Below are 13,325 nucleotides of genomic sequence, written 5' to 3' on the forward strand. Positions count from 1 at the left end.
CACCGGGACGGCCGTCAGACCCTGGTGACCGACGAGATCGGCATCATGTCCACCCGGTCGTAGCGCACCGGCGCGCCCGGATGGGGCGCGTGGATCACCCAGCCGTTGCCCGCGTACATCGCGACATGGCCGGCGTCGGAGCGGTAGACGACCAGGTCGCCGGGCCGGGCCTCCGACAACGGGATCCGCCGGCCCGCGTTGCGCTGCTCCTGCGAGGTGCGCGGCAGATGCACTCCGGCCTGCGCGTACGACCACTGCATCAGGCCCGAACAGTCGAACCGCGTGGGCCCGTTGGCACCCCAGACGTAGGGGCGGCCGAGGGCGGACCGGGCGGCGGCGAGGGCGGCGGCCGCGCGGGCGGAGGCGGCCGGTCCGGCGTCGAGGCCGGGCAGCAGGTCCTCGCGGCCGAAGCGGGAGGCCCGGTCGTAGGCCGCGCGCTCCGACGGGGACAGGGAGCCGAAGACCTGCCGGGCCCTGGCGAGTTTCTGCTCGACGGTCCGCTTGTGGGCCGCGACCTCCTTGCGGCTCCGGTCCAGTTCGGCGAGGGATCGGGTGGCCTCGGCGCGGTCCTGGGAGAGTTCGCGCAGCACCCGCCGCAGGTTCTTCAGCTCGCCGGCCTGGTGGTCGGTGATCCGGTCGAGCGTGGCGGCCTTGTCGAGGTAGTCGGCCGGGTCGCGGGAGAACAGCAGGGCGATCGACGGGTCGAATCCGGAGCGGTACTGCGCTCCGGCCAGCGAACCCAGCGTCTCCCTGAGGTCGTTGACGCGCTGCTGCCGTCGGGCGATGCGGTCCTGGACGTCGTGCACCCGGGTGCGCAGGAGGTCGGCGCGCTCGCCTGCCTTGTCGAAGGCCTCGGTCGCCTTCTCGGCCTCCTGGTAGAGGCGGTCGACCTCGGACCGGGCGTCGCCGTGCGGCGCGGCGACGGCCGAGGTGGCCGGTACGGCGCCGAGGGCGGCGGCCGCGACGGACAGAACGCAGAACGCGGCGCCCGCGCCCCGGTCGGACCCGGACGGTGCCGGGCGGCGATGAGACCCCACGGGAAGCCGTACTCCCTCCACTGGCGGACACTGACCGCCTCCCGGGTCCGGAGCGCCGGGCGCCCGGTCCGCGGGAAACGCGTCGAGACAGTAGCCGCGCGGACACACGGCGGCCAAAGCCGCCGAGGGGGCACGGAACGCGGCCGCCCCGCCTCTGACGCAGGTCATCGGCGGGGCGCGGGGTCACCGTGGGATGGTGGGATTCGCCCGTTCGGGCGAGTACGAGGGGGCTCCCGGGGAGGCGTCAGATGCGGACGCCGAACTGGAAGGGCATGTTGCTGATCGCCTCGTAGCGCACGACGGTGCCGGTGCGCGGGGCGTGCAGCACCTGGCCGTTGCCCGCGTAGAGGCCGACGTGGTGCAGGTCGCCGTAGAAGATGACCAGGTCGCCGACCTGGAGCTGGCTCTGCGAGTAGATCCGGGTGCCCGCGTTGGCCTGCGCCTCGGAGGTGCGCGGAATGCTGACACCGGCCTGGGCGTACGCCCAGGAGGTCAGACCCGAGCAGTCGTAGGAGGACGGGCCGGTGGCGCCGTAGACGTAGGGCGAGCCGATCTTGCTCTGGGCGGCGGTGAACGCGGCACCGGCCCGGCCGGAGGCGGGGGCGGAGTTGCTCATCTGCACGCGCTCGGAGGAGGCGCGGCTGGCCCTCGCCTGCTCCTCGGCGAGCGCGGCCTTCTCCGCGGCGGTGAGGCTGTTCAGGAGCCGCTGCGCCTCGGCGAGCTTGCCCTGGACTTCCTTCTTCTTCTTGCCCAGCTCGGTGCGGGTGGCGGCGAGGTCCTTGAGCTTCGCGGAGGCCTCGGACCGATCCTGGGTGAGCTCGCGCTGCTTGTCCTGGATCTTCTTCAGCGCCTCGACCTGCTGGCCGCTCAACTGGTCGAGCGTGGAGGCCTTGTCGAGGTAGTCGTCCGGGTCGGAGGACAGGAAGAGCTGGAGCGAGGGGTCTATCCCGCCGGTGCGGTACTGGCCGGCGGCCATCGAACCGAGGCCGTCGCGGAGCTTGTTCAGCTCCTGCTGGCCGCGGGCGACGTTGTCCTGGATGGTGGAGATCTCCTTCTGGAGCTTCTCCTGCTTCTCCTTGGCCCCGTTGTACTTCTCGGTGGCCTGCTCCGCCTGCCCGTAGAGCTCGTCGACCTTGGACTTGACTTCGTCCTTGCTCGGCTTCGCGCTCGGGGCGGCATTCGCGGCCTGGGCACTGATGGCTACAGCCGCTGCCGCCGCGGTGGTGAGCACGGTCACACGCGCACGGCTGGGTTGCTTGGGTCGACGGTGGGACGCCACGGAAGCGAGCTCCTTCTTCTGAGTGATCACCCGCTCGGAGGTTCGAGGCCCGACCCTAGTGACCTCATCGTGATGAATTCAAATCCTGGAGCGGAAAATCCCGTCACTCGCAGCATTCTTTGCCCATAACTCACCAGCAGTGAGGACCACTTGACCGTGCGTCGCGTGACGCTTCCACTCAATTCGGGAATGCTGCCCGTATATTGCCCTTGAGGCTTACGTCGCCCTACGTCCGGTTTCAGCCGCGTGTGAGCCGCTTCAGCAGCACCGCCGAGGCCACCGGCCGCGCCCCCGCCCTCGCGACCCCGTCGGCGACCTCGCGGTCGGTCGAGGCGACGATCACCGGCCGGCCGGGCGGCTCGGCCCGCACCAGCTGGCGGATCAGCTCGTCCGCCGTGACCCCCGGCTTGGAGAACAGCACCCGCACACCGCGCGGCGGCGCGAGAAGCACCGGCGCGACCAGCTCGGCCCCGTCGAAGACACAGGTGACCTCGGCGCCGGTCTGCGCGGCCAGCTGCGAGAGCTGCCCCAGCAGCCTGAGCCGCTGCTTCTCCAGCGGCATCTGGGGATAGCCGGTCTTGGTGACGTTGTAACCGTCGACGACCAGGTGCGCCTGCGGCAGCGCGAGCAGCTGGTCGAGGATCGCCGGATCGTGCTCGGACAGCGCGCGGGCGGCGATGTCCTTGGGGGTCATCCGGCCCGGCTCGACCGCGTCCACGGTCTGGGCCGGCCACACCGACACCGGCGGCAGCGCCAGCTCCCGGCGCAGCCCCTGGGCCGCGTCGAGAACGGTGTCCAGCAGCAGCCGCACCCGCATGTCCTCCACACTGCGTCCCTCACGGGCCGCCCTGCGGGCGGCCTCCAGCGCGGCCTCCGCCTCCCCCAGGCGCGCCTTGAGCCGCCGGGTCTCGCTCTCGGCGGCCGACACGTGGGCCTGCCCCTCGGCCCGCACGGCCTCGAGCTCGCCCCGCGCCTTGCGCAGCGCGGCCTCACCGCGCCTGACGTCGCTGTGCGCGGCCCGCAGCTTGCGGTGCAGCGACTCGGTCTCCTTCCGGGCGGCGTCCAGCTCGGCCCGCAGCCGCTCGGTGTCGGCCCGGGTCTGCTCGCGGGCCGCCGCCAGCTCGGCGCGCAGCCGTTCCAGTTCGGCCCGGCTCTCCTCGTCGACGCGTTCGGCGTCGGCCCGCTGCGCCTCCTCGCCCGCGGCGGCGACCAGCTTCACCCAGCCCGGCGGGCGCAGCACATAGGCGGCGGCCGCCACGTCGAGCGGATCCGCGGCCGCGGGTGGTGAGCCGGAGTCGAGGGCGTGCGACAGCTCCGGGTGGGCCTCCTTGAACTTCTCGCCGACGCGGTGGCGGAAGAGCGGATCGGTCTCCAGCGCGGCCGCCATCGCATTGCCCGCGAACTTCGCCCGGCGGCTGGGCGTGAACCGGGCGTACTGCCGCAGCTGCGCGGGCAGCTCGACGAACGTCAGTGCCCCGAAGGCGTCGGAGACGATCTGGACGACCCGGCGGCGCACCCCGTCGGGCAGCGGACGATCGAGCACCTCGGCGGCGCCGTCGCCCGGCTCCCCGCCTTGTGTCTCCACCATCCGTCACCCCAATGCATCAAAGCCGTGCGGCCCCCGCAGGGGTCACCTGTGCGGGCCCGCTCCGCTCAGGAGCCGGTGCCCGGCCTGTCCACGAGTTCCACCTGGTCCACCGCGTTGCACCAGCGGCAACGCACCGACTCGATCGTCTCACTGACCACCTCGCGCTCCTCGACCTGCGGCTCTCCGGCCAGATCGAGGTGGACGTACTCGACGACCTTCGACGAGCGGGTCACGTCGAAACGGGTGAGGTTGCCGCACAGGGTGCAGCGCCACCGCGTCGTGGCGGTCGGCAGGGGAACCGTCATCGTGACTGTTCGCTTCCTTCTGAGTCCGTGTCTCTGTCTGCATCGGTGTCCGTGAAGCGCCAGCTTCCCTGGGCGTGTGGCACGTAACCCTACGGCCTGGCGGTGACTCGGCGCCGGTCCGTCCACGGCGGCGAGGCGGTCTGTGCGGTTGCGTCCCGGTACGCCATGCTCTGTGCACATGATCGGCAACAGGTACGCGGTAGCTGCCCGGGCGATCAGGGCGGCCCGGGCGGTACGGGGCATGCAGGCGCCGGTGACGTGCGCCCTGATCGTCCTGTGCTGCCTCGTCTTCGTGGCCGGCCCCGCGTCGGGCCTCAATCCCTCCTACGGCACCGGGGACTCGCTGGTGCTCGCCCAGCGGGCCTACTTCCAGCGGTGGGGCGTGATCCCCGCCGATCTGTTCACCGGCTCACCGCGGGCCGCCCTCACCCCCGCGACGGCCCTGTTCGTGCACGGCAGCTGGGTGCACCTGCTCGGCAACATGCTCTTCCTCCACGTCTTCGGGGCGATGACCGAGGAGCGCATGGGCCGCGTCCGGTTCGCGCTGTTCTACGTCGGCTGCGGCTACCTGGCCCTGGCGGGCTACGCGGTCGCCAACGCGGATTCCGGGCAGAGCCTGGTCGGGGCCTCGGGCGCGATCTCGGCGGTCCTCGGCGCGTTTCTCCACCTGTTCCCCAGCGCGCGGGTGACCAGTCTCTTCCCGTTCCTGTTCTTCCTGCCCCTGCGTTTTCCCGCGTGGGTCGTGCTGCCCTTCTGGGCGGCCCTGCAGTGGCTGTCCGCCGACCACGCGGCCGACGGACCGCAGGTCGCCTACCTGGCCCACGTGGTGGGCTTCACCCTGGGCTTCGCCTGCGCGTGGGTCTGGTTCGGCCGGAAGACTAGAGTGAGGGCCGCCCCTGCTCCGGCCCCCGAGGGAGAGAACCAGCCGTGATCACCGCGATCGTCCTCATCAAGACCAGCGTGGACCGGATCCCCGAGATCGCCGAGCAGATCGCCTCACTGGACTCGGTCAGCGAGGTCTTCTCCGTCACCGGCACGTACGACCTGATCGCCATGGTCCGGGTGCGGCAGCACGAGGACCTGGCGGAGGTCATCCCGGGGCGGATCAGCAAGATCCCGGGCGTCGAGGGGACGGACACGCACGTGGCCTTCCGCACCTACTCGCAGCACGACCTGGAGGCGGCGTTCGCCATCGGCCTGGACTCCTGACCGGCCCCGGGCTCCGTGGATCCTGGTGGGTCCTGTCGTCACGTTCCCCTGACGACAGGACCCGGCGGGCGGATCACACCGCGGGGACGCAGCGGCCGTCCTCCGTGCGGTACGTCCACTTCGCGCCGTCCCTGACCAGTTCCCGCACCGCCGCGACGAAGCGGTCCACGTGCTCGTCGGGCGTGCCCGCGCCGAAGCTCACGCGGATGGCGTTGAGGGACTTCTCGCCCGGGGCCGCCTCGGGCGCTCCGCACTCGCCCTGACTCTGCGGATCGCCGCCCAGAAGGGTGCGGACCAGGGGGTGGGCGCAGAAGAGGCCGTCGCGGACGCCGATGCCGTACTCGGCGGAGAGGGCGGCGGCGAAGTGGGAGCTGTTCCAGCCCGCCACGACGAAGGAGAGCACGCCGACCCGCGGGGCGTCGTCGCCGAACAGGGAGAGCACCCTGACCTCGGGCACCTCGGCGAGCCCCGCCCGCACCCTGCGGATCAGGTACCGCTCGCGCGCGACGAGGTCGTCGAAGCCGGCCTCGGTCAGCGCCGTGCAGGCCGAGGCGAGGGCGTAGGCGCCGATGACGTTCGGGGAGCCGGCCTCGTGGCGGGCGGCCGACTCGTGCCAGCGCACGTCCACGGACCCGTCCGCGCGCCGCGCCACCGTGCGGCTCGCGCCGCCGCCCGCGAGGTACGGCTCGGCCTCGCGCAGCCAGTCGGCGCGGCCGGCCAGGACGCCGGAGCCGAAGGGGGCGTACAGCTTGTGCCCGGAGAAGGCGACCCAGTCGACGTCGAGGTCGCGGACGGACACCGGGTGGTGCGGGGCGAGCTGGGCGGCGTCCAGGACGATCCGGGCGCCGTGCGCGTGGGCGGCGGCGGCCAGCTCGCGTACGGGCCACAGCTCGCCGGTGACGTTCGAGGCGCCGGTGACGCACACCAGGGCCGGACCGTGGGGGTCGCGGTCGGCCAGGGCCCGCTCCAGGATCGCCACGGCCCGCTCCGGGGTGCGCGGGGCGTCGAGGTAGGTCACCCGCGCGTCCCGCCACGGAAGCAGCGAGGCGTGGTGCTCGGTCTCGAAGACGAAGACCTGGCAGTGGGCGGGCAGCGCGCGGGCGAGCAGGTTGAGGGAGTCGGTGGTGGACCGGGTGAAGACGACCTGGTCCTCCGCACGGCAGTCGAGGAACTCCGCGACGGTCCACCGGGCGTTCTCGAACAGGTCGGTGGAGAGCTGGGAGAGGTAGCCGGCGCCGCGGTGGACGCTGCCGTAGTACGGCGCGTACGCCGCCACGTCGTCCCAGACCCGCTGGAGGGCCGGCGCGCTGGCCGCGTAGTCGAGTGCCGCGTAGGTGACCTCCCCACCGGTGACGAGCGGCACGGTGACGTCCCGGCCCAGCACGGGCAGCGGCTCCGGGATGTCACGGCGAACGGACTGGTCGGCGGCAACGGTGGACACGGACATGGGTGAACTCCCGTGGAAGCAGGCGGCATCGCCACGCGAGCGGGTACGGCTCGAGCGTGGAGAACCGTGAAGAAGGGTGAAAGGGGGATGCGGAGGCGGGGCTCTACGCCCTAACGCATTCGCTTGCTCACGGGAGGCTCCCTCGTACGACCAGGACCCCTGGTGACGCGAGGGGTCCGCGCTTGCCGTAGGCCTCGCTGCCTACGGCCTGGTCTTCACCCGGGGCACCCCGCCACGGACGGAGGGTTGCCGGACAGCCGGCCGGGGCCACATGGCTGTCACTCATGACCTGGTTCAGCATCCTGCCACACGGTCTTCCACGCGCAAGGCGCGGTCCGGATCGTGGACCGCGCCCTGCGGCGGGAGGTTCGGGGCTCAGGCGTTGCTGGCGGCCACCCAGCGCTCCAGCGTGCGCTTGGCGGACCCGGAGTCGATCGACTCCGCCGCGCGGTCCATACCGGCCCGGATCTGCTCGGCGAGGGAGCCAGGGCCCGGCCGCAGGGCCACCAGCGCCGCCGCGGAGTTCAGCAGGACGGCGTCCCGTACGGGCCCCTGCTCGCCGTCCAGCAGGCGCCGGGCCACCTCGGCGTTGTACGAGGCGTCCCCGCCGCGCAGCGCCTCCACGGGCACCAGCGCGATGCCGACGTCCCGCGGGTCGAAGCGCTCCTGGGTCACCTTGCCGTCCCGGACGATCCAGACCTGGGAGGTGGCGGTCGTGGTGAGCTCGTCGAGGCCGTCGTCGCCCCGGAAGACCAGGGAGGAGTGGCCGCGCTCGGCGAAGACACCGGCGACGACCGGTGCCATGCGCGGGTCCGCGACCCCCACGGCCTGGGCCCGCACCCTGGCCGGGTTGGTCAGCGGGCCGAGCACGTTGAAGACCGTACGGATGGCGAGCTGGCCGCGGGCGGCGCCCGCGTGGCGCAGCGCCGGGTGGAACTTGATCGCGAAGCAGAAGGTGATTCCGGCTTCCTGCGCGACCTCGGCCACCCGCCGCGGCGTCAGCTCCAGATTGACGCCGAGCTTCTCCAGCACGTCGGAGGCCCCGGAGGCGGAGGACGCGGCCCGGTTGCCGTGCTTGACGACACTGGCGCCCGTACCGGCCACGACGATCGAGGACATGGTGGAGATGTTCACGGTCTTGGCGCCGTCTCCGCCGGTACCGACGATGTCGACGGTCGCGCCGGGCACCTCGATCACGTTGGCGTGCTCGTACATGGTGCGGACCAGGCCGGTGATCTCCTCGACCGTCTCGCCCTTGGCCCGCAGGGCCACCACGAACCCGGCGATCTGCGCGTCGGTCGCCTCACCGCGCATGATCAGGTCCATCGCCCACGCGGTCTCGTCGGCGGTGAGGTTCCGGCCGTCCAGCAGGCCGTTCAGCAGGGCGGGCCAGGAACGGCCCGCCGCGGTGTTGCCTCCTGCGGGGGTCACAGCGTTCATCTGCCGCTCCTGGGTCGGTGTCCCGTACTGCGGGGACGCACGTCTCGAACAGGTCCACCCTATCCAGCCCCCGGCAGCGCGAAGGGCCCCGTCCGGATGGGGGTACCCCCTGCTCCTTAAGAGCTTGGGGGAGGACGGGGCCCTTCGACCGTGGCGTGGCGACGCTCAGCGGTCAGTGATCAGTGGTGGCCGTGGCCGCTCGTGATCTCCTTGTACTCCTCGACGGTCGGCTTCTGGATCTGGTTGTCCTCGCCGTAGTACGCGTTGCTGAGCTTGGCGCGCAGCTTCTGCGTGCCCTTGATCTTGCGCTCGACGCCGTTCTTGTCGACCGTCGGGCCGACCTGGGCCGGCTCGTACTGGTCGTGCGCCGTGAGCGTGTAGAGCTGCTCCTGGCTGAGCGGCTCGTGGACCTCGATGAACTCACCGTGCGGCAGGCGCTTGATGATGCCGGTCTCGCGACCGTGCAGCACCTTCTCCTTGTCGCGGCGCTGGAGGCCGAGGCAGATCCGCTTGGTGACGACGAACGCGATGACCGGTCCGACGAAGAAGCCGATCCGGACGAACCAGGTGACCGCGTTGATCGACAGGTGGAAGTGCGTGGCCCACAGGTCGTTGCCGCCGCCGACCAGCGTGATCATGTACATCGTGATCCAGGCGACACCGAACGCCGTACGCGTCGGGGCGTTGCGCGGGCGGTCCAGGATGTGGTGCTCGCGCTTGTCGCCGGTGATCCAGGACTCGATGAACGGGTAGACCGCCAGCGCCGCCAGGACCAGGCCGAAGAGGACCAGCGGGATGAACACGCCCAGGACCAGCGTGTGGCCCCAGAAGTCGACCTCCCAGCCCGGCATGAAGCGGACCAGACCCTCGGCGAAGCCCATGTACCAGTCGGGCTGGGCGCCGGTGGACACCTGGTCCGGACGGTACGGGCCGATCACCCAGATCGCGTTGATCTCCACGACCGCCGCGATGATCGCGAGGACACCGAAGACCAGGAAGAAGAAGCCGCCGGCCTTGGCCATGTACACCGGCAGCAGCGGCATGCCGACGACGTTCTTGTTGCTCTTGCCGGGGCCCGCGAACTGCGTGTGCTTGTGGTAGAAGACCAGGATCAGGTGGGCGACCACCAGACCCAGCATGATGCCCGGCAGCAGCAGGATGTGGATCGAGTAGAACCGCGCCACGAAGTCGTGGCCGGGGAACTCGCCGCCGAAGAGGAAGTACGAGATGTACGTGCCGACGATCGGCATGGACAGGATCGCACCCTCGGTGAAGCGGACACCGGTGCCGGAGAGCAGGTCGTCCGGGAGCGAGTAACCGGTGAAGCCGGTGAACATGCCCAGGGCGAACAGCAGGAAGCCGAACAGCCAGTTGATCTCACGCGGCTTGCGGAACGCGCCGGTGAAGAACACGCGCATCATGTGCACGAACATGCCGGCCAGGAAGATCAACGCGGCCCAGTGGTGGATCTGCCGGATGAGCAGACCACCGCGCACCTCGAAGGAGATGTGCATGGTCGAGTTGAACGCCTCGGACACCAGCTGACCCTGCAGCGGGACGTACGAGCCGTTGTACACCACCTCGCTCATCGAGGGGTGGAAGAACAGCGTCAGGTACACACCCGTGAGGATGATGATGATGAAGCTGTACAGGCAGACTTCACCCAACATGAACGACCAGTGGTCGGGGAAGATCTTGCGCATGTTGGCCTTGGCCAGGGAGTAGATCCCGAGCCGGCCGTCGGCCCAGTCGGCGATCCGCTCGCCGGCCGGTGCCTGCCCGCGGGAGCGGCCCGCCCCGTCGGCGGCAGACGGATTCGTGTTGGCTGCTGAAGTACTCATCCGCGCTCCCAGAATGCAGGACCGACGGGCTCCTCGAAGTCGCCGAGCGCCTGGAGGTAACCCTCGCTGTCCACGCCGATGCGCAGCTGCGGCAGAGCGTGGCCGGCGGGGCCGAAGATCACTCGGGCGCCGTCGGAGAGGTCGAAGGTGGACTGGTGGCACGGGCACAGGGCGTGGTGCGTCTGCTGCTCGTACAGGGAGATCGGGCAACCCACGTGGGTGCAGATCTTCGAGAAGGCGACGATGCCCTCGTGTCCCCAGTCGAGTTCGCGCTTGTCCTTGATGTCGGCCGGCTCGAGCCGGATGATCATCAGGGCCGCCTTCGCGATCTCGTTGGAGAAGTCCTCGTCCGTCTCCTTCAGACCGTCCGGCATCGCGAAGGTGAGCGAGCCGACCGAGACGTCCTCGGGGCGCAGCGGCAGGTTGGTGTTCATGTTGACGAGGCGCTTGCCCTTGGCCCACAGCGTGTGGCGCAGGCTGGTCCCGGGCAGCGGGCCCAGGTCGCGCAGCAGCATGACGCCGGACAGCGGCACCAGCGTGAGCGCGCCGAGCATCGTGTTGCGGATCAGCTTGCGACGGCCGATCGCCGACTCCTTGGCGCCCTGCTTGAAGTCCGCGTGGACCTTCGCACGGACCTCGGGGGACGCCGCGATCGGGTGACGCTCGTCGGCGACCTCGACGTCGGACATCAGGGTGCGGGCCCAGTGGACCGCGCCCGCGCCGATCGCGAACAGCGCCACGCCCAGCGTCAGGCCGAGCGCGAAGTTCAGCGCGTTGATGTGCCCGATCGGGAAGACGAAGATCGACTTGTCGTGCGGGATCGTCACGTAGGAGGCGATGAAGCCGATGGTGGCCAGCATCGACACCGTGAACATCAGGGCGACGGTGCGCTCGGACCGCTTGGCCGCCCGCTCGTCGATGTCCTGGATCCGGTGCTCGTGGGGCGGCAGTCCGGGGTCGGCGAACGGGGCCCGCTCGTCCGCCACGGAGACCGCTCCGTGCCCGTGCTCGCGGGCTGCCTGCTCTGCGGGCAGGTTCTCTTCAGGAATCTCTTGGCTACTCATGACTTCTTGGCCTTTGCGGTCCGAGCGGCGACCCAGACGGCGACCGCGACAAGGGCACCCAGCCCGAAGATCCAGGCGAACAGACCCTCGGTGACCGGTCCGAGGCCACCCAGGTCCATACCGCCCGGGGTCGTGGTCTCGTCACCGTTGACCGCGTCGAGGTACGCGATGATGTCCTTCTTGTTCTTCTCCGTCAGCAGCGTGTCGGGGAAGGAAGGCATGTTCTGCGGGCCGGTCTGCATGGCCTCGTAGATGTGCTTGTTGCTCACACCCGTGAGGTTCGGGGCGAACTTGCCGTGCGTCAGCGCACCGCCCTTGCCGGTGAAGTTGTGGCACTGGGCGCAGTTGGTGCGGAACAGCTCACCGCCCTTGGCGGCGTCCGCGCCCTCGGGGCTGTACTGGTTCTTCGTCGGCACGGTGGGGCCGGCGCCCAGGGACGCGATGTACGCGGCGAGCTGGTCGATCTCGGCCTGGTTGTAGATGACCTTCTTGCGCGGAATCTGCGCGCCCGGCTGCTGGGCCGGCATCCGGCCGGTGCCCACCTGGAAGTCGACCGCCGCGGCGCCCACGCCCACCAGGCTGGGACCGTCAGTGGTGCCCTGCCCACCGGTGCCGTGGCAGCTGGCGCAGCCGACCAGGTAGAGCTTCCTGCCCTCCTCGATGGTGAGGGACTGGGCGGTGTCCTCGGCCTTCGCCTTGCTCGCGGGCGCGAACGCGGTGTACAGCCCCCCAGTGGCCGCCAGCGCGAAAAGTAGGACGACGACCGCCGCCAGCGGATGGCGTCGTCGTGCGGAGAGCTTTTTCACGGATTACCCCGGTGTCAGGATCTTCTGCGTCGATGCTTTGCGGACTTGAATCGGTTCGTCGGCTACTTGATCAGGTAGATCGTGGCGAAGAGTCCGATCCAGACGACATCGACGAAGTGCCAGTAGTAGGACACAACGATGGCCGCGGTCGCCTGCTCGTGGGTGAACCTCTTGGCCGCGTAGGTACGGCCGAGGACCAGCAGGAAGGCGATGAGACCGCCCGTCACATGCAGCCCGTGGAAGCCGGTGGTCAGGTAGAACACCGAGCCGTACGGGTCGGAGGACAGGGAGATGCCCTCGTGCTTCACCAGCTCGGTGTACTCGAAGATCTGACCGCCGATGAAGATCGCACCCATGATGAAGGTGACGATGAACCAGCCCCGGAGCTTCTTCACGTCACCGCGCTCGGCGGCGAAAACGCCGAGCTGGCAGGTGAGTGAGGAGAGCACCAGGATCGTGGTGTTCACCGACGAGAAGGGGACGTTGAGAGCGCCCGCCATCTCCTTCCAGTGCGCCGGACCCGTCACCGAGCGCAGGGTGAAGTACATCGCGAAGAGGGCCGCGAAGAACATCAGCTCGGAACTCAGCCAAATGATGGTTCCGACGCTGGTGAGGTTCGGTCGGTTGACCGACGGGTGCGCGTGCCCGGTTTCTACTGTCGTTGCTGTCGCCACGCCGACATTATGTCGGTCGCTTATCCCGCCCTCACCCCGGGGGGTGCCGTTCGGAGTGTCCGAGGGGTGTGCCCTGCCCGAACGGCCCCTCGAAGGGCCGTTCCAAACCGGTGTCTACCACGAGTTGAAGGGGGTAGCATCCGCGCCATCGGTACCCGGAAGTTCCCGACAGTTCCCGACGGGGTTTCCCCGACCAACGACGCGGAGGAACAATGCAGGCGACCGCCACGGTGCTGGTCTACAGCGACGACGCCAACACCCGCGAGCAGGTGCGGCTGGCCTGCGGCCGGCGGCCGGCTCCGGACGCCCCCGTGGTGGAGTTCCTGGAGTGCGCCACGCCCGCCGCGGTCCTCAAGGAGCTGGACCGGGGCGGCATCGACGTCTGTGTGCTGGACGGCGAGGCCGTGCCCATGGGCGGCATGGGGATGTGCCGCCAGATCAAGGACGAGGTCTTCGACTGCCCGCCGGTGCTGCTGCTCATCGGGCGTCCGCAGGACGCGTGGCTGGCCACGTGGAGCCGGGCGGACGCGGCGGTCACGCATCCGGTGGAGCCGGTGGAGTTCGCCTCCGCTCTGGCGTCCCTGCTGCGCAGGAAGGCGCTGAGCGGCGTCTGAGGCCCTCGGACGGGGGCCGGC

13 protein-coding genes and 1 riboswitch are annotated in these 13,325 nt (G+C 70.3%); of the genes, 3 read left to right on the forward strand and 10 right to left on the reverse strand.

From position 1 onward, the window contains the following. Nucleotides 1–14: 14 nt before the first annotated feature. From ACTYVM_RS01730 to ACTYVM_RS01745, 4 genes are all read right to left on the reverse strand, one after another. Entirely contained in the window at nt 15–1,037 is a 1,023-nt protein-coding gene (locus ACTYVM_RS01730; RefSeq protein ID WP_445524171.1) for a C40 family peptidase, read from the reverse strand. Nucleotides 1,038–1,281: 244 nt separating this feature from the next. Further along, nucleotides 1,282–2,316 carry a C40 family peptidase gene (locus ACTYVM_RS01735; RefSeq protein ID WP_445524172.1) on the reverse strand — a complete coding sequence of 345 codons (1,035 nt, stop codon included), beginning with the start codon at nt 2,314–2,316 and terminating at the stop codon, nt 1,282–1,284. A 238-nt stretch (nt 2,317–2,554) separates the two neighbouring features. After that, nucleotides 2,555–3,904: an NYN domain-containing protein gene (locus ACTYVM_RS01740; protein WP_445524173.1), complete on the reverse strand. Its 1,350-nt coding sequence runs from the start codon at nt 3,902–3,904 to the stop codon at nt 2,555–2,557. A 65-nt stretch (nt 3,905–3,969) separates the two neighbouring features. Continuing rightward, the gene (locus ACTYVM_RS01745) at nt 3,970–4,209 is read right to left on the reverse strand and encodes a hypothetical protein (protein WP_358731098.1); all 240 of its coding nucleotides are present in this window, start codon (nt 4,207–4,209) and stop codon (nt 3,970–3,972) included. A 178-nt stretch (nt 4,210–4,387) separates the two neighbouring features. Here ACTYVM_RS01745 and ACTYVM_RS01750 point away from each other — a divergent pair, with 178 nt between their 5' ends. Both ACTYVM_RS01750 and ACTYVM_RS01755 read left to right on the forward strand, forming a co-directional pair. Then, on the forward strand, nt 4,388–5,140 hold the full coding sequence (locus tag ACTYVM_RS01750; RefSeq protein WP_445524174.1) for a rhomboid family intramembrane serine protease: 753 nt from the start codon (nt 4,388–4,390) through the stop codon (nt 5,138–5,140). Continuing rightward, nucleotides 5,137–5,418 (forward strand): Lrp/AsnC family transcriptional regulator, encoded by a 282-nt coding sequence (locus tag ACTYVM_RS01755; RefSeq protein ID WP_100572304.1) that lies wholly within the window; start codon nt 5,137–5,139, stop codon nt 5,416–5,418. Before ACTYVM_RS01750 ends, ACTYVM_RS01755 begins: the two co-directional genes overlap by 4 nt. 73 nt (nt 5,419–5,491) lie before the next feature. Here the strand turns inward: ACTYVM_RS01755 and ACTYVM_RS01760 are convergent, their stop codons facing one another. The 6 genes from ACTYVM_RS01760 to ctaE all read right to left on the reverse strand — a co-directional run bounded on the left by ACTYVM_RS01760 (nt 5,492) and on the right by ctaE (nt 12,690). After that, nucleotides 5,492–6,865, reverse strand: a complete 1,374-nt coding sequence (locus tag ACTYVM_RS01760) for an aminotransferase class V-fold PLP-dependent enzyme (protein WP_445524175.1) — start codon at nt 6,863–6,865, stop codon at nt 5,492–5,494. A gap of 173 nt (nt 6,866–7,038) precedes the next feature. After that, a riboswitch (SAM riboswitch) is annotated at nt 7,039–7,155 on the reverse strand. Nucleotides 7,156–7,240: 85 nt separating this feature from the next. Continuing rightward, nucleotides 7,241–8,305, reverse strand: coding sequence for an anthranilate phosphoribosyltransferase (gene trpD, locus ACTYVM_RS01765; RefSeq protein ID WP_400025797.1), 1,065 nt, complete (start codon nt 8,303–8,305; stop codon nt 7,241–7,243). A 179-nt stretch (nt 8,306–8,484) separates the two neighbouring features. Next, nucleotides 8,485–10,146 (reverse strand): cytochrome bc1 complex cytochrome b subunit, encoded by a 1,662-nt coding sequence (gene qcrB / locus ACTYVM_RS01770; protein WP_445524176.1) that lies wholly within the window; start codon nt 10,144–10,146, stop codon nt 8,485–8,487. Next, on the reverse strand, nt 10,143–11,210 hold the full coding sequence (gene qcrA / locus ACTYVM_RS01775) for a cytochrome bc1 complex Rieske iron-sulfur subunit (protein WP_445524177.1): 1,068 nt from the start codon (nt 11,208–11,210) through the stop codon (nt 10,143–10,145). Before qcrA ends, qcrB begins: the two co-directional genes overlap by 4 nt. Then, a complete protein-coding gene (gene qcrC, locus ACTYVM_RS01780; RefSeq protein WP_400025791.1) occupies nt 11,207–12,016 on the reverse strand; it encodes a cytochrome bc1 complex diheme cytochrome c subunit in 810 nt (269 codons plus the stop codon). The genes qcrA and qcrC overlap by 4 nt, the downstream gene beginning before the upstream one ends. Before the next feature lie 62 nt (nt 12,017–12,078). Next, complete coding sequence (gene ctaE, locus ACTYVM_RS01785) at nt 12,079–12,690, reverse strand: aa3-type cytochrome oxidase subunit III (RefSeq protein WP_400025789.1); 612 nt, start codon at nt 12,688–12,690, stop codon at nt 12,079–12,081. 212 nt (nt 12,691–12,902) lie between these two features. Here ctaE and ACTYVM_RS01790 point away from each other — a divergent pair, with 212 nt between their 5' ends. Beyond that, entirely contained in the window at nt 12,903–13,304 is a 402-nt protein-coding gene (locus tag ACTYVM_RS01790) for a response regulator (protein WP_445524178.1), read from the forward strand. Nucleotides 13,305–13,325: the final 21 nt, after the last annotated feature.

The sequence above is a fragment of the Streptomyces cyslabdanicus genome (assembly GCF_052663305.1).

Coding starts and splice junctions, on each gene's coding strand:
- ACTYVM_RS01740 (WP_445524173.1), bottom strand. CDS start 3,904: ATGGTGGAGACACAAGGCGGGGAGCCGGGCGACGGCGCCGCCGAGGTG.
- ACTYVM_RS01745 (WP_358731098.1), bottom strand. CDS start 4,209: ATGACGGTTCCCCTGCCGACCGCCACGACGCGGTGGCGCTGCACCCTG.
- ACTYVM_RS01750 (WP_445524174.1), top strand. CDS start 4,388: ATGATCGGCAACAGGTACGCGGTAGCTGCCCGGGCGATCAGGGCGGCC.
- ACTYVM_RS01760 (WP_445524175.1), bottom strand. CDS start 6,865: ATGTCCGTGTCCACCGTTGCCGCCGACCAGTCCGTTCGCCGTGACATC.
- trpD (WP_400025797.1), bottom strand. CDS start 8,305: ATGAACGCTGTGACCCCCGCAGGAGGCAACACCGCGGCGGGCCGTTCC.
- qcrB (WP_445524176.1), bottom strand. CDS start 10,146: ATGAGTACTTCAGCAGCCAACACGAATCCGTCTGCCGCCGACGGGGCG.
- qcrA (WP_445524177.1), bottom strand. CDS start 11,210: ATGAGTAGCCAAGAGATTCCTGAAGAGAACCTGCCCGCAGAGCAGGCA.
- ACTYVM_RS01790 (WP_445524178.1), top strand. CDS start 12,903: ATGCAGGCGACCGCCACGGTGCTGGTCTACAGCGACGACGCCAACACC.